General features: G+C 62.2%; 16 protein-coding genes. 7 read left to right on the forward strand and 9 right to left on the reverse strand.

Features of this window, described 5'->3' with window-relative positions; all coding sequences use genetic code 11:
• Positions 1-89: 89 nt before the first annotated feature.
• Complete coding sequence (locus PQR08_RS28000; protein ID WP_408163023.1) at positions 90-296, reverse strand: hypothetical protein; 207 nt, start codon at positions 294-296, stop codon at positions 90-92.
• Here PQR08_RS28000 and rpoD point away from each other — a divergent pair.
• Positions 240-2,003 (forward strand): RNA polymerase sigma factor RpoD, encoded by a 1,764-nt coding sequence (gene rpoD, locus PQR08_RS28005; RefSeq protein ID WP_408163014.1) that lies wholly within the window; start codon positions 240-242, stop codon positions 2,001-2,003. The two genes, PQR08_RS28000 and rpoD, sit on opposite strands and share 57 nt — an antisense overlap.
• Here the strand turns inward: rpoD and PQR08_RS28010 are convergent.
• From PQR08_RS28010 to PQR08_RS28020, 3 genes are all read right to left on the reverse strand, one after another.
• Positions 2,000-2,998 (reverse strand): S1 family peptidase, encoded by a 999-nt coding sequence (locus tag PQR08_RS28010; RefSeq protein WP_313761223.1) that lies wholly within the window; start codon positions 2,996-2,998, stop codon positions 2,000-2,002. The two genes, rpoD and PQR08_RS28010, sit on opposite strands and share 4 nt — an antisense overlap.
• Before the next feature lie 220 nt (positions 2,999-3,218).
• On the reverse strand, positions 3,219-3,437 hold the full coding sequence (locus tag PQR08_RS28015; RefSeq protein ID WP_035499089.1) for a hypothetical protein: 219 nt from the start codon (positions 3,435-3,437) through the stop codon (positions 3,219-3,221).
• 177 nt (positions 3,438-3,614) lie between these two features.
• Positions 3,615-3,818, reverse strand: coding sequence for a cold-shock protein (locus PQR08_RS28020; RefSeq protein WP_035499088.1), 204 nt, complete (start codon positions 3,816-3,818; stop codon positions 3,615-3,617).
• Between the two features lie 393 nt (positions 3,819-4,211).
• On the opposite strand from PQR08_RS28020, the gene PQR08_RS28025 reads away from it, so the two are divergent.
• The 5 genes from PQR08_RS28025 (at position 4,212) to PQR08_RS28045 (ending at position 9,066) form a co-directional block, all read left to right on the forward strand.
• Positions 4,212-5,945: a M57 family metalloprotease gene (locus PQR08_RS28025; RefSeq protein WP_250487518.1), complete on the forward strand. Its 1,734-nt coding sequence runs from the start codon at positions 4,212-4,214 to the stop codon at positions 5,943-5,945.
• A gap of 95 nt (positions 5,946-6,040) precedes the next feature.
• Entirely contained in the window at positions 6,041-6,622 is a 582-nt protein-coding gene (phaP, locus tag PQR08_RS28030) for a TIGR01841 family phasin (protein ID WP_250487517.1), read from the forward strand.
• A 312-nt stretch (positions 6,623-6,934) separates the two neighbouring features.
• Positions 6,935-7,813, forward strand: coding sequence for an extracellular catalytic domain type 1 short-chain-length polyhydroxyalkanoate depolymerase (locus PQR08_RS28035; protein ID WP_250487516.1), 879 nt, complete (start codon positions 6,935-6,937; stop codon positions 7,811-7,813).
• A 139-nt stretch (positions 7,814-7,952) separates the two neighbouring features.
• The gene (locus PQR08_RS28040) at positions 7,953-8,315 is read left to right on the forward strand and encodes a cupin domain-containing protein (protein ID WP_250487515.1); all 363 of its coding nucleotides are present in this window, start codon (positions 7,953-7,955) and stop codon (positions 8,313-8,315) included.
• A 4-nt stretch (positions 8,316-8,319) separates the two neighbouring features.
• Entirely contained in the window at positions 8,320-9,066 is a 747-nt protein-coding gene (locus PQR08_RS28045) for an SDR family NAD(P)-dependent oxidoreductase (protein ID WP_250487514.1), read from the forward strand.
• Here PQR08_RS28045 and PQR08_RS28050 read toward each other — a convergent pair.
• The 4 genes from PQR08_RS28050 to PQR08_RS28065 are packed head-to-tail and all read right to left on the reverse strand — an operon-like array spanning position 9,046 to position 19,789.
• On the reverse strand, positions 9,046-9,990 hold the full coding sequence (locus PQR08_RS28050) for an alpha/beta hydrolase (protein WP_250487513.1): 945 nt from the start codon (positions 9,988-9,990) through the stop codon (positions 9,046-9,048). The genes PQR08_RS28045 and PQR08_RS28050 overlap by 21 nt on opposite strands.
• A 15-nt stretch (positions 9,991-10,005) precedes the next feature.
• Positions 10,006-17,181, reverse strand: coding sequence for a non-ribosomal peptide synthetase (locus PQR08_RS28055; RefSeq protein WP_250487512.1), 7,176 nt, complete (start codon positions 17,179-17,181; stop codon positions 10,006-10,008).
• 44 nt (positions 17,182-17,225) lie between these two features.
• Positions 17,226-18,917 (reverse strand): cyclic peptide export ABC transporter, encoded by a 1,692-nt coding sequence (locus tag PQR08_RS28060; RefSeq protein WP_238211541.1) that lies wholly within the window; start codon positions 18,915-18,917, stop codon positions 17,226-17,228.
• Complete coding sequence (locus PQR08_RS28065; protein ID WP_250487511.1) at positions 18,905-19,789, reverse strand: alpha/beta fold hydrolase; 885 nt, start codon at positions 19,787-19,789, stop codon at positions 18,905-18,907. Before PQR08_RS28065 ends, PQR08_RS28060 begins: the two co-directional genes overlap by 13 nt.
• 229 nt (positions 19,790-20,018) lie before the next feature.
• On the opposite strand from PQR08_RS28065, the gene PQR08_RS28070 reads away from it, so the two are divergent.
• Complete coding sequence (locus tag PQR08_RS28070) at positions 20,019-20,675, forward strand: GAF domain-containing protein (RefSeq protein ID WP_250487510.1); 657 nt, start codon at positions 20,019-20,021, stop codon at positions 20,673-20,675.
• 127 nt (positions 20,676-20,802) lie between these two features.
• Here the strand turns inward: PQR08_RS28070 and PQR08_RS28075 are convergent.
• Positions 20,803-22,285: alpha/beta fold hydrolase (locus tag PQR08_RS28075; RefSeq protein WP_408163020.1), on the reverse strand; the 1,483-nt coding region annotated here is incomplete at its 5' end.

The following is a 22,285-nucleotide window of genomic DNA, read 5'->3' on the forward strand; positions in this document are numbered from 1 at the left end:
CATGCCGTGATTTCGTCTGCGCAGGCCGCCGCGCCTCCTAACGTCTCACATTGGCAAAAGAAGCTGATTGTGGAGCGAGGATGGCCGGTTCACGTCGAAAAGAAAACACTGAAGATCTGGGCACGGACGCGCTGAATGTCCGCGTCGCTACAGCGAAAAAGGGCAAGCCGGCCGTTGCGGATGCATTGCAACCAGACCGGCAACGACGCGCCGACGAACAGCAACGAGCGGTACGCGCCTTGATCCGTGTGGCCAGGGATCAAGGCTTCGTCACGCATGCGCAAATCAACGATCATTTACCTGGCGATCTCGCGCAGCCGTCCGTGCTCGATGATGTTTCGCGCACGTTCCTCGAAATGGGCGTGGCCGTCTACGAACAGGTTCCCGACACCGAAACGCTGTTGCTCGGCGACGCAGTCCCGGTCGTCGCGCTCGATGATCAGTCGGAAGAAGACGCCGAAGTCGCGCTCTCGACTGTCGATGCCGAATTCGGCCGCACGACCGATCCCGTGCGCATGTACATGCGCGAGATGGGCGCGAAGCAACTGCTGACGCGCGCGGCCGAAGTGAAAATTGCGCAGCGGATCGAAGAGAGCATCAACGAGATGATTCAGGCCATCGCGGCCTGTCCTCCTACGATCTCGATGATCCTCGCGAGCGCGCGGCAGGTCGCGGAGAACGAGCTTGGCATCGATGAACTGATCGACGGTATCGATGACAAGACGATGCCATCGGAGATCGATAAACCCGAGCGTGCCGACGATGAACGCGATCCCGAAGCCGAGGACGAAGCGAACCGCGTGCGGCTGACGCAACTCAAGGACGACGCACTCGCGCTCTTCGCGCGGGTGGAAGAATGCGTCGATCAATTGCGCGAAGCGGGCACGACCAGTGTTCCGGGCGCTCACGACACCATTCGAAAAGAGCTGGCGCGCGTGCGCTTCACGACGCGCACAGTGGACCGCGCCTGCAACGATATCCAGCAGCGGCTGGTGCACGTGCGACAGATCGAGCGGCGAATTTGCGGCATTGCCATCGACCGGTGCGGCATGCCGCGCGAGCAGTTCATCGCATCGTTTCCGGGTCACGAGACCGATCTCGACTGGACCGCGAAAACCGCCGCGACGTCGCGCGACTATGGTGCATCGCTGGAACGCAGCCTGCCTGCCATTCAGGCGGAGCAATGCCGTCTGATCGATCTCGAGCGGCACGCCGCGATGCCGGTTCAGCGCCTGAAGCAAATCGGCCGCCAACTGCTCGCGGCCGAATCCCGCATGCGGCACGCGAAGAACGAGATGATCGAAGCCAATCTGCGCCTCGTGATCTCGATCGCCAAGAAATACGTGAATCGCGGCGTTCACTTTCTCGACCTCGTTCAAGAGGGCAACATCGGCTTGATGAAGGCCGTCGACAAGTTCGAATACAGGCGCGGCTGGAAATTCTCGACGTACGCGACGTGGTGGGTTCGTCAGGCGGTCACGCGCGCGGTCGCGGACCAGGCGCGCACGATTCGCGTGCCTGTGCATATGGTCGAGACGATCAACAAGCTCAACCGCATTTCGAGCGAGATTCTGCAGCAGACCGGCAAGCCCGCGCAGCCCGCGGTGCTGGCCGAGCGCATGGAGTTGCCCGAGGCGCGCATCGGCAGCATTCAGAAAATGGCGATGCGTCTGATCTCGCTCGAAACACCGGCGAACGATGACGCCGATGCGACGCTCGGCGACCTGATCGAGGATTCGAACGCGGAATCGCCGCTCGATGCCGTCGTGCGCGCCAGCTTGCGTGTTGCCATCGACGATGCCTTGAGCGCGCTCACGCCGCGCGAAGCACGCGTTTTGCGCATGCGCTTCGGCATCGACATGCTGAGCGAATTCACACTCGGCGAGCTAGGCACGCATCTGGGCGTGTCGCGCGAACGCATCCGGCAGATCGAAAGTCAGGCCATCCGCAAACTGATGCATCCGCGACGCGCGGATAAACTGCGCTCGTTTCTCGATCACTAATCGAGTCGGTCTTCCGTGAGGCTCATGAGGACATCGGCGTACCAGGCGCTGTTGAGGCCGAGCGATTCGTCCACGTGCAGATCGCGCGTGGTCATGTCGATGGTCGATGAATGAATGCCGAGCAGCCGCCACGGAAGCGCGCACGACGCGCCGCTTTCATCGGCCGGATGGCGGCTTATCACGACGGGCGCGCCGCTCGTGCCGCGGTGCGTGCGCGCATCGGTGATGAAACAGCCCTTGCCCTGAAACCGCAGCCCGAACGCGGACGCGATGATGCCTTGTCTCACCACCGGCAGATGATGCAGCGAGTCATGAAAGCCCAGCGGAAAGCCGACGATCAGCACGGAAGCGCCGATCGGCATGGCGTCGCTGGATGCGGGGAGATGTTCGGGACGAAACGCGGCGAACACGGCCGTGAGCGGCAACTGATGGCGGGGCACTTCGAGCACGGCGACATCGATCTCGCCGCCCGTATCCGATGCCTGACGCCACAGGCTCATGCCCGCGTCGTATAGCGGCAGCGACGCCCACGCCGACGCGCCCAGATTGTCGCGATCCACGTGCAGCTCGATTTCGATGCGATCGGGGAAATGCTGGCTGGCCGCATCGACCAGTACATGACGGCTTGTGACGAGAAAGAGGCGCTCTCCGCGCGCGAAGAAAAAGCCGCTCGCGTTGGTCAGATGACGTGCTTGCACGAACGTGCGCACCCGCACCGCCGTGAGCAAGAGGGCTTCGACCGTGGGCTTGCGCGCGGCGTCGGGCTCGTCGGGCAAATTCGGATTGATGTTGTTTCTTGCGAGGAAGATTCGCAGCGCATCGTGCTGCGGATATTGATCTTGCAGGCTGTTTTCCGACAGGAACTCCGCGACAGGCTTGTCCGAAACAGAACCGCCGGACGCCGCGTTTGGCACGTGCCGGACGACGGCATTCGCGCCGTCGCAGAGGAGCCATCTGTCACCGTTCGAGCTGCGATAGAACTCGGTCGTATGCATTGCCGTGGTGTCCTGGTGACGCGAAATTTGCAGCGTCACCGTTGTCCACGCGACCGCTTAAAAAACATGCGTCGGTTCAGGCGCGGCGGTCGCCGGGAAGATGCGGATCGAATACCGCCTCGAGCATGAATTGACGATACGCACCTCGCCCGAAGCGGTCAAGGCATTTCGGGCAACGTGAGGGAGACGAGTCGCGATGCGCTTGCGCCTCGGTCATGCACTATCCGCGGGTGTCGATCCAGTCCTTCGCCCAGCGATGCGCGTAAGCGATGGCCTCGACTTCTTTCGAGAAGTAGCCGACGGAATAAAAGGTGTACTGCGATTCGGAAGAACGAATATTTTTACGGTCTACAGACACGTTTGCCGAAAACGTCCGGTCCGGCAGGCGGTGTGCGGTCGCTTGTACCGCATAACCGTGATAACTCTGAATGGATGCCATTAGATTTTATATTTTTTGGGCGCTGATACTTACGTTCAAACGCAACGAATGAGAAAAGAGTGCGCGCGATATATCACCGAGCGATGTCGGGACGTGCGGCAATGAAGGGGGTGAGGGAGGGAAGCGGAAAAACCAGAGGGGAACGGGGTCCGCACAACGGACCCCGTGACGCTGCGATTAGAGCGGCTTGATGTTCGAGGCTTGCATGCCCTTCGGGCCGCGCTTCGTTTCGAAGCTCACCTTCTGACCTTCGACCAGGGTCTTGAAACCGTCGGCGCGAATTTCGGAGAAGTGCGCGAACAGATCATCGCCGCCGTTATCCGGGGTAATGAAGCCGAAGCCCTTGGTGTCGTTGAACCATTTAACGATGCCGTTATCCATGAAAAATCCTTGAGAATCTGATGTGGGTGTTGAACGAGAGAAGCATCAAGGAGGGAGTGGACAACGAATTCCGGCACTAAAACGGACTATTGATGAGCAGCAGTCGACTTCTTGAACTTCGGCTGCGATTGTACCAAACCCATATGAAATGGTCAACTATTAGTCGATTTTAGTGCGGATACGTGACGGGAAGGCGCTCCGGCCATGCCCCTCGGCGGCGCTGCGCTTCCTCATCCGACAATTCGGATAATTAATGATTGACGTCCGCACGCAGCCAGGCAGAAGCTTGCGGAAATAATTCGTAATGGAGAGCCTCCGGTCTGAATACGCGCTGAGAATATATTTCCTTCCGCCATGCGCAAGCCTGCATGGTCTCGAAAAACGGAGAAGAGAATGAGAAGGATACGAGGGCTGGTTCTGGCGATATCTTCAGGAGTATTGATTACCGGATGCGGCGGCGACGCCGGCTCCGATGCAGCGGTCACGAACGGAAAGAGCGCAACTGGCCAGCCAGCGGCGCAGCAGGAGGCGGCAACCAAGGGTTACGCGTTATCGACGGTCATCTGGGACCGCGTTCCCATCGGCGTTTGCTGGAACATGAACAACGCCGATTTCGCGCGATACTCCGCGGAACGGAACTGGAGCCGCCTCGCGGTTCAGGAAACCTGGGAGCAGAATTCGGGCGTGCGGTTCACTGGATGGCGGCAATGCACGAACGATCCGAACTACTACGGCGTACGGATCACCGTCGAGGACATTGCGGCGAGCGGACCGCATACCGTCGGCCTGGGCGCGATGCTGAACAACGTCGCAGGCGGAATGGCGCTCGATTTCACCTTCAGGAACTGGAGCCCGAGTTGCCAGGGACGTGAGGAATATTGCATTCGCCGGGTTGCCGCGCATGAATTCGGCCACGCGCTGGGCTTCGCGCACGAGCAGAACCGGCCCGACACGCCATCGACATGCATCGAGCCCGCGCAAGGCACCTCGGGCGATACGATGATCGGCAGTTGGGATCTCGCATCGATCATGAACTACTGCAATCCGAACTGGAACGGTGACGGCAAGCTGAGCGCCACCGACATCGAAATGGTGCAGAAGTACTACGGACCTCCCCGGGTCAGCGAAACCGTGTACACGTTGACGCGCGCCCAGGCTCCGGCTCAGGTCACCGCGTACGATTTCGCTTCGCGCACAGCGAAGGCATCGATCGATCTTTCATTGACGGGCGACTACAAGCAGGTCGATCGAATGTTCGCCAGCGTCGACGGGAAGCGGCTTCACGTGCTTCTGGAGAGAAGTCCGACATCGCTCGATCTCGCCACGATCGATACCGCGACCAACAAGGTGCTGCACGTCACGCCCATCGGGCCGCTGCTGACGACTTCCACGGGTTATAGCTTCCAGCCCGCGTTGGATGGCAAGCAGGTCTATCTGTCGAACAAGAACGTGATCAGCGTCATCGACACCGACACGGGGGCGCTGCTCAGAAAGATGGTGCTGCCCGAGGACTACAGCGTCATCAAGCTGGTAACGGCGAAGAATGACGATCAATACCTCTTCGCGCTCGCGAACGCGCCGGGGACGAAGCTGGAAGTTCTTCGCATCGAGGCGGCCAGCGGGTTTATCGTGGGCGGCTATCCGGCGGGTTCGGCGTCGAGCACGATGAACGATGAATTCACCGTGACCGCCGATGCGAAAAAGGCTTATTTCGTGAGCTTCACGTCGTTTGCGGGCGAGGGCAGCCTGACGGAAATGGATCTGGAAAGCGGCATCTGGCGCGTGCTGACCGATCTGCCGGAAAAGAAGCCGAAATTCCTCACGGCAATCGGTAACGGGCAGATTCTTTTCGCCGATGACAATGCGACGAGCCCGAGCGCGATCATCCTCTATGACGTGACGAGCAGAGCCAAGACGACGTTGCTGACATCGCCGAGCCTCGTGGGATACATGCAATTCGATCCGACGTCCGGGTCCGTTCTCCTCGAACGGAGTGACACGTGGTCCGTCAATCAGTTGCAGCAGCGTTCGGACGGAAAATATCGAAGCACCGACCTCGGGTTGCGGTCGTTCACCAGCGGTACGGTATCGAGCGGCGTTGCGCCCTTCGTGGTGGTGACGCGCTGAGAAACGGTTCGCGATTCGTAGGACTTAAAGGAGGAATCCGCACCACCGATAACACGGTGAGGAAAACACGAATGCTCACTTGACGACAGCCGAAAGTGCCGTATGATGGGTCTCTATATTGCGGTGCAGCAAAATCGCGACCGGTCATAAATACAGCTTTTTCTACGAAGCTGAACTCAGGAGCAACAATGTTTCCTTCTTCTTTCGCGAATCAAACGTTTGTCTACCCGGCAGCAAGCCTTCAGGTCCTCGTGAATGTTGCAAAGCGGTATGCGAGCGGCCTTCAGCAACTTGCTGAACTGAACGTGCAGACGGCCAAGACCGTCTTCGAAGAGAGCACTGCCGTTGCCAAGGCCGGCCCGCAGGCAAAACCGGCCGACTTTCTGAGCTGGCAATCGACGCTGCTGGCCGAGACGCCCGAAAAGGCGGCTGCTTACACGAGGCATTTCTGGCAGATCGTCCGTGCGACGCAGACGGACATTCTCAACGAGGCGCGTGGCCCGATCGAGCAATTCGGCTTCGGACTGAAGAAGGCGACCGAATCTGCTTCGCAAGAGGCTGTCGGACTGCTGTCGAGCGCCGCCGAGGCATCGACCGATCTCGCGGATGCAGGCGCCGAGGCGATCGAGTCATCCGAGAAGGCCGTGCGTGCTGCCAAGGCCGACGCAAAGCGCTAATCCGTGCCGTCAGCCCTGACGTGCCACTGTTGACTTTCGAAACCCGCATCACGCGGGTTTTTTATTCTGCTCGACCCGACGGGAAAATCGATGAATCCCTTCCATCCGCTTGCGTGGGCGCACGACTCGTTCTGGTCGATGTTTCCTCGCGAAATCGTCGGTCTCACGGCGCAATTCTTCGACAATGCCGACACAGCCGTCGCAAGCCCTGCGACTCCGCTGCCATCGGCAAGTGAAACGAAAAAGACATACTCCGAAGATGAACCGCCGCACCGCGACAACTCAGTCGCGCAAGCGGGCGCTCATCGTTGGTTGAGCAAGAGTTTCGAGCATGGCAACGAGCGTTATCGATTCAAGGTCTATGTTCCGACCGCATACGAAGGCCAGCCGCTGCCGATGATCGTCATGCTCCACGGCGCGCAACAGGACCCGGACGACTTCGCATCGGGGACCGGGATGAACATCGTCGCCGAAGAGAAGGGCTTTATCGTCGTCTATCCGGAGCAGCCGGAAAGTTCGAATCCACTGAGGTGCTGGAACTGGTTCATGGCGGCGAATCAGACGCGCGAATCAGGCGAAGCGGCGGCCATCGCGGCTCTCACGCGCGAGGTCGCGGCCACGTATAACGTGGATCGTGCTCGCGTTTATATCGCCGGTATGTCGGCGGGTGGAGCATTGGCCGTCAATCTCGCCGTGACGCATCCGGAGTTATACGCGGCCGCGGCGATTCATTCGGGCCTGGCGTTCGGCGTCGCCGACGAGCAGATGACGGCGCTCTGCGCGATGAATGACGGCAAGGGCAAAGTGCGCCTGCCCGACACCCTGTCCGACGGCCCCAAACCGCGCGCCGTGCCTCTGATCGTTTTTCACGGCGATGCCGACGACACGGTACATCCGCGCAACAGCGAACAGATCGTGTCGATGAGCCAGTTGCTGCATGGCATGTCCGACGACACGGTTACGTCATCCTCGATCTACGTCGCCGACGAAGCGGGCGGCCACGCCTATACCCGTCAAGTGTTTCATGACCGTGACGGTGAACTGATCGGCGAGCAGTGGGTCGTGCACGGCTTGGGTCATGCGTGGTCCGGAGGCCATCCCGACGGCACTCATACGGACATGCGCGGACCGGCTGCGAGCCGCGAGATTGCGCGATTCTTCGGTCAATTCACGAGAGACGGCAGCCGGTAATACTGAAGGTTCATCGAGGAAGTCCGCTTTGAATTCTCCCCCCTCGCCGCCTAGACTTTGATTCGACATTCCGGGTAGTCGATCAAAACGGGAATTCGTTCGCGCATCGTCGGAACGTGGCGTGACACGAGGAGGGGCGATGGAATGCATCGAGATATACAGCGGCCTCGACGGACATTCGGCGTTCAGAACCATCCACGCGTTCGAAGCGAGCCCGGTGATATTCAAGGGCGTCGCCGTTTCCTTATCGTCGCCGCAGCCGTGTGAAAGCGTGCTCGTGCACGAGTTCGACGCCGACTATGTGCTCGGCTGGCATAACCCGCCAGCCCGACAATATGTCGTCGTGCTGGACGGCGAACTCGAAGTCACCGTGCAAGGCAGCGACGCTTCGCAACGGTTTGCAGCGGGCACGATGTTCATTGCCGGCGACATGGACGGCACAGGCCATACGACACGCGCGATCCGATCGGGCCGCGCGTTGGTCGTCAACGTGCGGGCGTGACGCGATGTTACTCAAGCATGTTCTCGCAGTGGTGACAGGCGGCGGCAGCGGCATAGGCTACGCCGCCGCCGAACGATTCGTGGCCGAAGGCGCGCGCGTGGTCATCAGCGGGCGTAACGCGGAGAAACTGCAACGCGCCGCGGAGAAACTCGGCGAGCACGCACTGCCTGTCGTTGCCGACGCCGCGAACCCCGACGACATGCGACAGCTATACGAGACGGCAGTCGGCCACTTTCAATGCAAGGTGGATGTCGTCGTTGCCAACGCGGGTATCTCCCGGCAAACGCCGGTGCGCGACACATCGCTGGCGCAATTCTCCGATGTTCTCAACACCAATGTCGGCGCGGTCTATGCAACCGTGCGCGAGGCGCTGCCGTTCCTTGCACGGCCTGCGTCGATCATCCTCGTGGCGTCGCTCGCGGCCAATCAGGGCACCAAAAATTTTTCCGCATACTGCGCGTCGAAGGCAGCGGTGGTTTCGCTGGCAAAAAGTTTCGCGGCGGAATTCGTCGAGGCCGACATACGCGTCAACAGCATTTCTCCGGGCGTGGCCAATACGCCGATCTTCGATAGCCTGGGAATGTCGGAAGCGCAACTGCTGGAATGGGCGCGCGTGATTCCGATGAAGCGCCCGGCCGACCCGGCGGAAATCGCCGCCGCCATTCTGTTCCTCGCATCCGATGCGTCGCGCTACATGACAGGCGCCGACCTAGCGGTCGACGGCGGCATGTCAGGCATCAGTCCATTTTGATTCGTCGCTGCGATTGCTGCGATAGAACGCCGACATCTCTCGCACGATCGCATCGAAGAACGCGGGGTCGAGGGCGTGCCCCATGCGATCGATCACTCGAAGCGTTGCTCGCGGGCTTGCGCTGGCGGCCCATTCGCCATGCGCGACCGGAAAGATCGGATCATCGCTTCCGTGAATGATCAGCACGGGCAACCCGAGAGACGCCAGTTCTTCGCTGGTCAGCGCCGGCGTCGCTTTTTGAGCCAGCGCATGGTTGCTGTTGTTGGCGAGCGTCGGCTGTAGTCCATCGGGTCGCAGGAGCGGTCGCTCGGCAAACGCTCGACCGAGACTTTGCCACGCGCGTTCGTCGAAAGGCGACCTCGGTCCTGCGGCGAGCCTGAAATTCTCGATGAAGCGCGTCGCGATTTCATCGACGCTCATCGGTGGATTCGCGTTCAGCGCGATGACTTTCCTGACATAGCCAGCGGAAGGACGAGGAAGCGCGCCCGGCGCCTCGATCGCACCTGCAAACGCATCGTTTTTGGGCCGCAGGTCGGGCGACGACATGATGGTGCAGAGCGTCGTGACGCGCTGGGGCATCGCGAGCGCCATCCTGTAGCCGATGACCCCGCCCTGAGACAGCCCGACGACATGCGCCTCATCTATGCCAATGCCATCGAGCAGGTCGAAGGCGTCGGCGGCCAGATCGTCGAGCGTGTAGGGCGACGTGCTGAAATCGATGTACGTCGAGAGACCGGTATCACGCGCATCGAAGCGGATGACGCGCAATCCCCTTGCGGAAAGCAGACGGCAGAACGCGTCAGGCCACACCAGACCCGGCGCGCTGTTGCCCATGACGAGCAATACCGGCGGGTCTTCGCCCTCTCCGAATTCCTCGTAGAAGAGGTCGATCCGATTGCCGCGAAACGTGCCCGCCTTGACCACGAAAATCTCCTTTCATCACGATGCCTCGACGTTGCGCGCGAGTGGCAGAGGCCGGGCTTCGCGATGCTCGTCGAGATGTTTGCAGACGACGTCCGCGACGAGTTCCGGCCGCGTGCCCACGAAGTAGTGCTGTCCCTCGGGCAACACGTCCAAAGCCGTCCGATCCGACAGCGCCGACCACGCGCGAAACCGGCGCGCATATCCGCGCGTCAGCGGATCATCGGCGCTGACGATGCAGAGTATCGGCGCGGCGATCTTGTCGTCGGCGCGATGTTTCTCGTAGTCGAACGTCAACTGGGCATTCCTGCGGAAGTTGCCCATCATGAACGCGATGACATCGGGTTCCATCGCGTCGGTCGGACCACCCCAGCGCTGAATCAGCGTCTGCAGCTTGCTGTCGCTGGTGAGGCTCCACGGCGAGGGCATCGGCAGCCAGCGCAGAAGCCAAGGAAGCGGAAACGCCGCAGCAACGGTGAGGAGCGCGACCTTGCGCCCCCGGCGCTCGATCTGGCGCACGAGTTCAAACGCCAGAAAGCTCCCCACACAATGGCCGTACACGGCGATATCGCCGGTGTCCGCCGCGACGAGCTCGTCGGCGCAGGCCTGCGCCATCTGCACCACCGACACGTAATCGCGCGGATCGCTGCCGAGCTCGTTACCGGGCAGCGCGATTGCGCGCACCGCGAGCGTCGGATCGCGCGAGCACAGGGCATCGGCCAAAGGCCGGAACACGGTGGCGGACGCCCCGGCATACGGCGCGCATACGACAGTCATACGCGTCGTGGCGGAACCGCGCGCAATGACAGGCACGAGTGTGCTCGCCGTGGGAGCATCGCGAGCGAGCAGCGCGGCGACGCCCGCGACGGTCGGCTGGCGATAGAAATCAAGCTGTGCGATCTTTTTATCGAACGCACTCGCAAGCCGGGACAACGACGTGATCACCTTCAACGAGTGGCCGCCGAGCGCGAAGAAATCGTCGTGACGCCCGATGCGCTGCACACCCAGAAGCTCCTGCCAGATTGCGGCGATCGCGATTTCCGCCTCGCCTTGCGGCGCCTCGTAGTCCCTCGTCACCACCGAAGACTGGTCCGGCGCCGGCAGCGCGCGCCGGTCGAGCTTGCCGTTCTGCGTCAGCGGCAACGTCTCCAGATTCACGAAGGCGCTCGGCACCATGTAATCGGCCAGCACCATCGAGAGCTCTTCGCGCAAGTCCGCCGCCGATGGCTCGGTCCCGTCGCGGCCGACCACATATCCGACCAGCCGTTTGTCGCCCGAACTGTCCTCCCGAACGATCACTACGGCCTCGCGCACGCCTTTGCATGCCAGCAGCTTCGCTTCGATCTCGCCCAGTTCGATGCGAAAGCCGCGAATCTTCACCTGGTCGTCGTTGCGGCCGAGGTATTCGAGCGTGCCGTCGGCCAGCCATCGGCCCAGATCGCCCGACTTGTACATCCGCGCTTGCGCATCGCTCGTGAACGGATCGCTCACGAAGCGTTGCGCGGTGAGTTCCGGACGGTTCAGATAGCCGCGCGCCACGCCCGCGCCACCCACGTATATCTCGCCGATCACGCCCTCGGGAACCGGCTGACCCTGACCGTCCAGCACATACAAGCGCAGGTCCGGAATTCGCCCGCCGATCGGACTGCGGCCCATGCGCTGCGCATCCTCGGGACTCAGCGCACGATAGGTCACGTGCACCGTGGTCTCCGTGATGCCGTACATGTTCACCAGTTGCGTGAGCGCATTTTGCTCACGCGCATACCACGGCTGGAGGATCACCGGTTCGAGGGCTTCGCCGCCGAAGACGACCTGGCGCAGTCGATGCGACAGATTGCTTTCTCCCTGTGCGGCGATCAGTTGCCGGAACGCGCTCGGCGTCTGGTTCAGGATCGTCACGCCTTCCTCGCAAAGCAGGCGATAGAAGTCCTGCGGCGAGCGGCTCACCTGCTTCGGCACCACGACGAGGCGGCCGCCGTACAGCAGCGCACCCCAGATTTCCCACACCGAGAAGTCGAACGCGAACGAGTGAAAGAGCGTCCAGACGTCCTTCGCACCGAACTCGAACCAATTGTCCGTGGCGCTGAACAGCCGCACCACGTTGCGATGCTCGATCATCACGCCCTTCGGTTGGCCCGTCGAGCCGGACGTGTAGATCACGTAGGCCAGACGATGCGGGTTCAGGTCCGCGACCACTGGGTTGTGCGTCGGCTGCGCTTCGAAGGTCCGCGTGTCGAGTTCGATCATCGGCGCGGACAGTTCGCCCAGCACCTCGCGCACGCTCGCCTGTGCGAGCACCACCACCGGCGCGCAATCGTCGAGCATGTAGGCGAGCCGCTCGACGGGGTAGGCCGGATCCAGCGGCACATATCCGGCGCCTGCCTTGAGAATGCCCAGCACGCCGACGATCATGTCGATGCCGCGTTCCACGCAGATCGCGACCCGGTCGTCGGGCTTGACGCCCGCATCGATCAGACGATGAGCCAGCCGATTCGCGCGGACGTTCAATTCTCCGTACGTGAGACGCGCGTCTTCATGGACCACCGCCACGGCGTCCGGCGTCTTTTCGACCTGTGCCTCGAACAGCGCGACCACCGTGGTTTCCGGCGCTTCCGCCGCGATTTCGTTGCGCTTGACGAGCAGGCGTTCGCGCTCGGCGACCGGCAGCATGTCGAGCGCGCCCACGGGCAGCGACGGGCTTTCCGCCAGCGCCAGTGCGAGCGCGTCCAGCGTGCAGTCCATATAACCGGCCACACGCGATGCATCGACGCGCGTATCGGCCTGCACGACGAGTTCGAAGTCGCCGCCGAAGTCGTTCACCGAGAGCAACAGCGGATAGTTGGTGCGCTCATCGCCGTGCAGCACCGACACGCCGCTCGCGGTGGTGCGCGCGCCGTGCGCCTTGTCGGACGCCCGGCTGTGACGGTAGTTCAGCAACGCGCTGAACAGCGGCAACGGCGCGGCGACGCCGCTGCAGCGCTGCGCCAGCGCGAGCGAGGCGTGTTCATGGTGCAGCAGCGTCGATAGCGCCGCATGCGTGTGTCGCACGGCATCGCCGACGCTCACATCGTGCAGGCGGACGCGGATCGGCAGCGTGTTGATGAACATGCCAAGCACGCGGTCCGCGCCCTCGCCGCCCTGCATGCGGCCGAGCAGCACCGTGCCGAACACGACGTCCTCACGGCCCGACACGCGCCCCAGCACCTGCGCCCACGCAAGGTGAAAGAGGCTCGCCACGCTGACGCCGAGCTTGCGCGCTTCTTCGCGCAACTGCCGGCTCAGCCGGACCGGAAGTGTCGTCCTGAATTCGGCGATGCCGAGGCCGTTGCTCTGCACGTCGCTCAGGCCATACGGCAGCGTGGGCTCGTCGACGTCGGCAAGCGCTTCGCGGAAGTACGCCTCGTGCTCGCTCTGGCTCATGCCGAGCCGCGCCTGCGCGACGAAGTTGCGATACGGCAGCGGCGTGGGCAGAGACTCCGTCTCGTCACGCAGGATCGTTTCGATCTCCTCCAGCATCATCTCCAGCGCCGTGTAGTCCATCACCATGTGATGGCCGAGCAGTTGCAGCAGCCAGCGGCCGTTGGGTTCGTCGCGAGCCACGTAGAGCCGCATCATCGGCGCCTGCCGCACATCCAGCCGATGATGTCGCGGGTCGAAGCGCTGCGCCAGTTGCGCCTCGATTTCGCCATCCTCCGGCAAGAGCGTGACCTCCTCGACGATCAGGCGCGCCTCGCGCCACACCACCTGCACCGGTTCGGGCAGACCTTCCCAGAGCACCGCCGTGCGCAGGATGTCGTGGCGCGCGATCACCGTTTGCAGCGCCTGCACGAAGCGCCCGAGCTCGACGCGCTCGGGCATGGCCATCATCATGTTTTGCAGATATGGATCGCCGTCGCCGCCCGCGATATGGTGGAACAGCATCCCCTCGTGCAACGGGGCGAGCGGATAGATGTCCTGCACGTTGCGCGCACCGCCTTCGACCTGCGCGACCACGGCGTCGATCTGCTGCGCGGTCAGCGTGACGAGCGGCAGCATCTCCGGCGTGATCGCCTCGCACCCGGCGGGAATGCCATTCGACGGCACCGTCACCGCGTTGCGCACGCTTTGCGCCGCAGCCGCCAGCGCGGCCACGCTCGGCTGGCTGAACAACACCCGAACGTCGGCGCGCACGCCTGCCTGACGCATCCGTTCGATCAGCGTCACCGCCAGCAGCGAATGGCCGCCCAGCTCGAAGAAGTTGTCGTGCCGGCCCACGCGTTCGCGTCCCAGCACCTCCGCCCAGATCGCCGCGATCATCGATTCCGTATCGCCCGCCGGCGCTTCGTAGTCGCGACGGGTGAATGCGCCGTCGTCGGGGGCGGGCAACGCGCGCCGGTCCACTTTGCCGTTCGGCGTGAGCGGGAGTGCGTCCAGCATCACGTAGGCGGCCGGCACCATGTACTCCGGCAGCGTCTCCAGCATGTGGGCGCGCAATTGCTGGCTCTGCGACGCTCCCCGCGATGCGTCCGCCGTGTAATAGGCCACGAGCTGCTTGCCGCCGCCGCCCTCGCGCGCCACCACCACCGCCTCGCGGATGTTTTCATGTGCCGCGAGCCGCGCCTCGATCTCGCCGAGCTCAATGCGATAGCCCCGGATCTTGACCTGAAGATCGTTGCGGCCGAGGAACTCGATATTGCCGTCGGGAAGCCAGCGGGCGAGGTCGCCGGTGCGATACATGCGCGCATCCGGCATCATGCTGAAGGGATCGGGCAGAAAGCGTTCGGCGGTGAGTTCCAGGCGATTCAGATAGCCGCGCGCAACGCCCGCACCGCCGATATGCAGCTCCCCGACGGCGCCCGGCGGCATCGGCTGGCCGTGCGCGTCGAGCAGATATATTTGCGTGTTGGCGAGCGGCCGGCCGATAGGCACCGTGTTGCCGCCGAACCCGTCCGGCCTGCGCCATGCCGTCGCGCAGACCGTGGTTTCGGTCGGGCCATAGGCGTTGAAGATCGTGATATCGGATTGCACTGCGCGCATCAGCGAGACACCCGGCGATTCGCCGCCCAGCACGAGAACCTGAAGCCTCGGCAGGAGCGCCAGCGAATTCTGTCCCTGCAACAGCGCCGGGGGCAACTGGGCGTGCGTGACCGCGTGCCGCCGCATGTAGTCGATGAGCGATGTGGCCGCGAGGCAGTCGTCCCGCACCGGAAGATAGAGCGCGGCGCCCGCGGCCAGCGTCATGAACACATCGGCGACGCTGACGTCGAAGCCCGGCGAAACGAACTGGACGACGCGGCTCTCCGGACCAACGCCATAGAGCGCGATTTGCGCGACGGCAAGATTGACGATGTTGCCATGTTCGACCATGACGCCCTTGGGCGCGCCCGTCGATCCGGACGTGTAGATCACATAGGCGAGGTCGCGGGAACCGAGCCCCGAGACCTGCGGATCGTGATCGGGCCGGGTGTCATCGAAAGCGCCGGGTTCGAGCACCGGCAGTTCGCCCGTATCACCGAGCGCCGCGCGACCCGCGGTATCCGCGATGAGCAGCGCGGGAGCGGCATCCCTGAGCATGTAGGCCAGCCGTTCGCCGGGATAGGCCGGATCGAGCGGCACATAGGCGGCGCCCGCCTTGAGAATCGCCAGCAGTGCGATCACCAGTTCCGGACGACGCTCCATACACAGCGCCACGCGCGCTTCGCGTCCGACGCCCAGCGCAATCAACTGATGGGCGAGCTGGTTGGCCTGCTCATTGACCCGCGCATAGGTGACGGACTGGCCTTCGAAGACGAGCGCGACCGCATCCGGCGTGCGCGCAGCCTGCTGCTCGAACAACTGATGGATGCACTGCGCCTGCGGCAAGGGCGTGGCCGTCCCGTTCCATTTATCGAGCACGTCGCGCTCGCCGGGCAGCAGCAGGGGAAGGGTATGCAACGGGACATCGGGCTGCGCGATCGCCTGTTCGAGAAAATGCGTGAACCGCCGCAAGTGCGTCTGCACCGCCTCGGCGCTGTACATTGCCGCGCTGGCATCGAATACCAGTCTCAGGCCCACTTGCTCTCCCTCGTCGTGGACGTGCAACGTCAGGTCATCGGGCGTGACGGAAAAGGTGCGCGTCGATGCAACCTCGCAGTCCGTGAACGCGATCGCGCTATTGAAGCCGGGCATGATATTGACGATCGGGCCGAACAATCTTTGACCGATGTCGAGGCGTTCGAGATCGCGCCGGATATCCTTGATCCGATAACGCTGGTGACGCAACACGCGAAGGCTCTGCGCGGAAACCTGCTTGACGAGTTCGATCATGCTCGCGCGCGGATCGACGGGCACTCGCAGCGGCAGCACGTTGGACATCATGGCCGGCACGTTCTTGGCCGTTCGCCCGACGCGGGCAGTGACGGGCATGCCCAGCACCACTTCATCGGCTTGACCGCTTACGCGAGCCAGATAGGCGGCCATCGCGGCCGTGATGAACTGCGACCACGAGGTGCCGTTCTGTTGAGCGGTTTGACGCAGGGATGCCACCGTTTCCGGCGGCAGGTTGATCCTTGCCTTGACCGTCGTGACTTCAGGCGATGGATTCTCCACGTCCGCGGCGATGATCGGAGGTTCCGGGCAATTGGCCAGATGCTCGCTCCAGTACTGCTGATCCTTTTGAAAGGCGCTGGATGCGCGATACGCCTCGTCATCCGCGAGCAGATCGGCCAGCCGGCTCCATGTCGCCGGAGCGGGTTGCGATCCGCTTTTCAGGGCCGAATAAATCTCCGCGAGCCGCTCGATGAACAGAAGAAACGAGTAGCCATCGAACACGAGATGATGAAAGCACAGAAACAGGAAGAACCGGTCCGGCGCGGTCCGAAGCAATGCCACGTTGAACAATGGCCACTGATCGAGATCGAACGCGGTGGAACGTCGGGCCTGCACATGATCCTCGACTGCCTGTAGCGGGTTTGCCTCGCCGCTGACATCGAGCACCGGGAGCCTGAAATCGACCGGCTCCAGTACCTGATGCGGCAATCCTTCCGTGCCGCGCAGACGAACCTGCACCGCGTCCGCCTCCGAGATGGTCTGCCGCAAGGCCGATTCCAGCACGTCGATATCGAGCGGCCCGGCAATCTCCGTCAGATGCGCGAGGTTGTATCGGGGATCCTGCAAGTCGACTTGTTGTCGAAAGAAGATGCCGAGCTGCGCGGGCGTAAGAGGAAAGCTGAGCATGGTTTAACTCGATAAGAAGTTTTAACCGGACGGCCCCGACACGTTCAGTCGGCCACGGGCGAGTCGTTGCGTCTCGCGTACAAACCCGCCTTCAGCGCTTCGGCCGATACATCGACGAGACGGCCTTGCGCCACCTGTACGAGCCGGTCGGCGCATTCGAAGTAGGCGTCGTCGTGAGAGATGACGATGACCGTCTTGCCGCGGCGCTTGAGATCGGGAATGAGCTCCGTGTAGAACACGCGCCTGAACACGGGGTCCTGATCGGCGGCCCACTCGTCGAAAAGATAGATCGGGCGATCTTCGAGATACGACGAGATCAGCGCCATCCGCTTGCGTTGCCCCGACGAAAGACTGGTGGTGCTGAACCGGTTGTCCCGGATGCTTACCTTGTGATCGAGTTCGAGCGTGCGCAGATAGTGCGTCGCCTGCTTGTCGACCTGAGCCTGATCCTGACACAGGATTTCGTCGAACAGATGAAAGTCGGCGAACACAGCCGAGAAGCGCTGACGATACTGCACGAGGTTATGCCTGTCGACCTTGATGCCGTTCAGCTCGACATGTCCTTGCTCGGGTTCGTAGAGCCCGAGCAGCAGCATCGCGAGCGTGGTCTTGCCGCTGCCGTTTCCTCCGATCAGGTAGACGACCTCGCCTTGTCTGATCGACAGATCGATCGGTCCGAGCGTGAACGGACGATCCTCGGTCAGCCCCGGATAGCGATGCGATACGCCGGCGAATCTGAGCAACGGCGCACCTTCTTTCGTGACGGCGAACGGGTCGTCCTGCGTCGCGGGCGTGTCGTCATTCGGTGCGTGCGTCAGCTCGGCATCGAGAATGCGGATGCGCCCCAGTGCGATGGACGCCTGACGCAGAATCGGCAAGCTCGTCATCACTTCGCTGACCGGCTGGATCAGAAACAGAAGCAGCAGCGTGAGCGTCACGAGAACGCCCGGCGATTGCGGAAACCAGTGCGGCACGACGAGCAGGATCAGGCCGATAGCCACATAGAACAACATGCCGCCTGCATTGGCGACGAGCGAATAGAGAAGCATCGCCCGCGTGAAGGATCGCCTGAACCGATGCGCGGTCGGATGGACCACATGATCGGTGAAGTATCGGCCTCGCGAAGTATTGAGCTGCAATTCGCGCGTACCTTCGAGCAGCGAGCGGAAATGCCGGAAGATGACGTCGAGCTGATCGCGAACCGCCTGCATTTCTCGCAGCGGCCAGCGCTCCACGCTGTGATAAATGACCGCCGCGGTGATCAGAAACACGAAGAAGCACGCGAATGCCTGCCAGGAAAGCCAGGCCATATACGCGAGACATACGGCGGTGAGGACCAGATGTCCGAACACGACCGGGAGCATCTGTGCGGCCTGCGCGAACGTGTTGACGTCCGTCGTGAGAATGGCGAGCAGGCGCGGCTTTCCGAGCGCCTCCAGCTTTTTATAGGGCGTATGAAGGATCTTCCGGCACAACTCGATGCGCAGGCTGCATATCACCTGCTGCCCGAAGTCCATGATGAGAATCTGCGACGTCGTTCTGAAGAGCAACTGTGCCGCGCAGACGGCGAAGAAACCGATCGCAAGTGCGCGCGTGGGTATGTGACCGCTGGCGACGGTACTGATCAGCCGCGCGATTTCGGCGCTGCAAATGGCCCCGACAAACCCGGCGATGACAGCGACGACAATGCGCGGCATCGACTCGCGTCGAATCTGCGGAGGGATCAGCGAGAACATGACGCGTCTCCGCTCGCTGCGGGTGCAAGAGACGCAAGGAACATCTGGATCGTCCGGTTGAATTCGTCGGGATTGTCGGTCATCACGGAGTGGCCTGCGCGCGGGATCGTCGCGAGTTGCCCTTTGGGCAGCGCCTGATTCGCCATGCGCCACGCGATCTGCGGCGTGAGCAATGCAGACCCGATGCCTCTCACGACGAGGCTCGGGCAACGCACGGACCTGAGCATGGCCCAGACATGCTCGTCGCGCGCGTTGTCCTTCGGCGAGTCATCGGCGACGGCCCTGTCGAGCTTCGGCTCGAACGCGCCCGTATTCGTGCGACGCAGCGCATGCGCCGCGAGATGTTGCAGCGCACGTTCATTCGCAAGCGGACGGCGCTCCTGCAGCCACTGCGCATACTCGGTGATCGAGTTGAAACGCGCCGGCGTTTCGCGTATTTCAGCGAACACTTTTTGCGAACCAGCGCCATCGGAATCCGGTCCAAAGTCGACCAGGACCAAACCCGACGTGAACTGTTCGAGCATTCCCGTAAGATGCAATGCGACGCTGCCGCCGAGCGAATGACCGATCAGCACGGGCTTTCGTATGTTCATTGCAAGCAGGACTTCGAGCACGTCGCCGGCGAGCGTTCGCGCGTCGTATGCGCGCTCCGGGTCCCAGCTCGAATCGCCATGCCCGCGCAGATCGATGGATACGAAACGGTTGTCGGCGCAGGCGGATTCCGTCAGCGTGCGCCACACGCCGCTGCACTCGCCGCGGCCGTGAAGCAGCACGCAGGGCGTGCCGGCGCTGCCCGAATCCTCGACCGATATGTCGAAACGGCCATTACGGATTCTGACGCTGCGTCGCTGCACGAAAGAGGGGCGTTTCATGATTGTCACCTGTTAGGATCGAACGGAGACAGCTTGACGCTCGAGAGTTAGAACCGGATTAGGTCACGAAGCAGCGGGGTAAAAGTGGCCGATGCATCCCGCTAACAGGTTCCTAACTTTCCACGTCTAACTTGACTTCATTCACATGTTCTGTCGGTCCGGGCCTTCATGGAACGTAAGACTGACCGACGATCCGATAACACGATGTAACTTTCCGGTGGATGCGCACATGACAAATTCGAACCCTGTTTTCAAAGAGCCAGTCGCAGAAACCGCCGTTGCGGTCACGGGCAATTCCGTCGGCTCACCCGAAGAACTCGCGTCGATGGTCGCCGAGGCGCTGGGTGCGAAACGCTGTGTCGTCTCGGTGACGGCGGACGAGCGGATCGCCGACGTGTGCTCGGGGCACTATGTTTCCTTCGGCGAGGTGCATCTCGGGGCGACGGCGGCCATCGTCGAATATTCGGACGCGCGCGACAAGATGTTCTCGGTGCTCGAGTCGAATGGAAAGGCGATTGGCGTGGTGCAGGTTTCGGGGCCGCGAGACAAACAGCGGTTCGATGAACATGACCTCAAGCTGCTGCGCATTTTCGCGGCGTTCATCACGCGGGCCGTCGAAGCGGACAGACTGCAGAAGCTCGTTTCCTCGCCCTTCGCGCGCATGACGCTGAAGCGCTCGACGGATCAGACTATCGGTGACATCGTTGCTCAATCGATCCAGAATCCGAGCCAGCTCTCGAAGCTGCTCGCCCGGTCCTTCTATCGCGAGATGACGCGCGCGGGCTTCGACTTCAACCAGATCATCGGCGCGGCGACCGAGATCATTTCCGAACTCGCGAGCAACGTGCGCAAGCATAGCGATCGAAATAACCGGCGCGAAAGCTGACTTTTCGCTTCGCGTGACGAGCGGCGGCGCGCCATGCGCCGCCGCTTTTTTTGTTGGTGACATTCGAACGATCATCTGACTTCTCCTCTTCGTTGTTTGCCATCGGCCGTGCAGCCGATGGCAAGCTTCACTTCACGCCGAGTTCCTCACCCGGATGCCGACGCGCCGAAGCTTCGAAGACGCTCAACGAAGCGAGACTTCGTCCGATCGTTGCGAGCGAGGAAGGCTGGCACATTTCGCCGTGCGCGCAATCGATATCGAAGTTCACGACAGCGCCTTCCGCCCGCTCGCGCCATTGCGCGACATGCGGCGCCTGACCGTCCGCTTCGGACCGCGTGGCTGTGAAGTAGACGATATCGCCGCCGAACTGCGCTGGCGCGAACGTGCTTTGCAGATGCATGTTCCGCCGCGTTGCATCGATCAGCGTCATCACGTGTCCATCGGTGATATACGCCGGAATCAGCCGATGCTGGCGCAGGGCATCGACACGCTCCGTAGTCGTCTGCATCTCGCGAAGCGCGAGCGTGAGTTCCTCAGGCATGTTGGAAAAGGCCGCCGCCATGAGCGCGCATTCGTCGAATTCGCGCGCTTCCCGGCCATCGGGCAGGCGCGAGTCCAGCAGAACGAGCTGATCGACGGTCTCGCCCGCGCGTTGAAGCTGCGTCGCCATTTCATAGGCAACCAGTCCGCCGAAAGACCAGCCGAACAGCCGATAGGGCCCTTGAGGCTGAACGCTCCGGATGCGCTCGATGTAATCGCTCGCCATTTCCGCGATATTCGCGGGACTGTGATCGGGTTGCTGGAGCGCGGGCGTCTGCACGGCGTAGATTGGCCGATTTCCTTCGATGCTTTGAGCAAGTCCCGCATAGCTCCAGGCGAGTCCGCCGACCGGGTGAATGCAGAACAGCGGCGCGCCGTCGCCGGGAGTACGGATCGGCAGGATGGCGTCGAACTCCGTGTTGGAGGGCGCAGTGCTCAGATGGTCCGCCAGCTCGGCCACCGATGGGGCGTGGAACAGGACCCGGATGGATATGTTCTGTCCGAGCCGGGCGTCGATAAGCGCCATCAGTTGTACGGCGAGCAGCGAGTGTCCACCGAGCGAGAAGAAGTTATCGAAGACGCTGACACGTTCGAGACCAAGCACACTGGCGAAGCACTGCGCGAGCGAATGTTCGATCGACGTGCGCGGTGCGACATAAGCTGCAAGGTCTTGCCACTGCGGATCAGGCAATGCGCGGCGATCGAGCTTGCCATTAGGTGTCAGCGGCAGCGCATCGAGCACGACGAAGGCCGATGGCACCATATAGTCGGGCAGACGCGAATCGAGATGTTCACGCAAAGCGCTCGTATCGATCTCTGAAACCAGCGTGACGTACGCGACAAGCTGCTGATCCTGCTGTCGAGCACGCGCAATAACCACCGCCTCCCGCACAGCCGGATGACTGGCGATCTGCGCTTCGATCTCACCCAGTTCGATACGGAAGCCGCGAATCTTGACCTGATGATCGTTACGGCCGAGGAACTCGATATTCCCATCGGCACGATATCTTGCGAGGTCGCCCGTGCGATACATCCGCCCGCCTGAAACGAACGGATCATCGAGGAAACGT

It is taken from the genome of Caballeronia jiangsuensis (assembly GCF_046030135.1).
GTDB classification, from domain to species: domain Bacteria; phylum Pseudomonadota; class Gammaproteobacteria; order Burkholderiales; family Burkholderiaceae; genus Caballeronia; species Caballeronia jiangsuensis.

Coding starts and splice junctions, on each gene's coding strand:
- PQR08_RS28025 (WP_250487518.1), top strand. CDS start 4,212: ATGAGAAGGATACGAGGGCTGGTTCTGGCGATATCTTCAGGAGTATTG.
- PQR08_RS28000 (WP_408163023.1), bottom strand. CDS start 296: ATGATCGTTGATTTGCGCATGCGTGACGAAGCCTTGATCCCTGGCCAC.
- PQR08_RS28015 (WP_035499089.1), bottom strand. CDS start 3,437: ATGGCATCCATTCAGAGTTATCACGGTTATGCGGTACAAGCGACCGCA.
- PQR08_RS28055 (WP_250487512.1), bottom strand. CDS start 17,181: ATGCTCAGCTTTCCTCTTACGCCCGCGCAGCTCGGCATCTTCTTTCGA.
- PQR08_RS28070 (WP_250487510.1), top strand. CDS start 20,019: ATGACAAATTCGAACCCTGTTTTCAAAGAGCCAGTCGCAGAAACCGCC.
- PQR08_RS28020 (WP_035499088.1), bottom strand. CDS start 3,818: ATGGATAACGGCATCGTTAAATGGTTCAACGACACCAAGGGCTTCGGC.
- PQR08_RS28045 (WP_250487514.1), top strand. CDS start 8,320: ATGTTACTCAAGCATGTTCTCGCAGTGGTGACAGGCGGCGGCAGCGGC.
- PQR08_RS28065 (WP_250487511.1), bottom strand. CDS start 19,789: ATGAAACGCCCCTCTTTCGTGCAGCGACGCAGCGTCAGAATCCGTAAT.
- PQR08_RS28040 (WP_250487515.1), top strand. CDS start 7,953: ATGGAATGCATCGAGATATACAGCGGCCTCGACGGACATTCGGCGTTC.
- PQR08_RS28060 (WP_238211541.1), bottom strand. CDS start 18,917: ATGTTCTCGCTGATCCCTCCGCAGATTCGACGCGAGTCGATGCCGCGC.
- PQR08_RS28010 (WP_313761223.1), bottom strand. CDS start 2,998: ATGCATACGACCGAGTTCTATCGCAGCTCGAACGGTGACAGATGGCTC.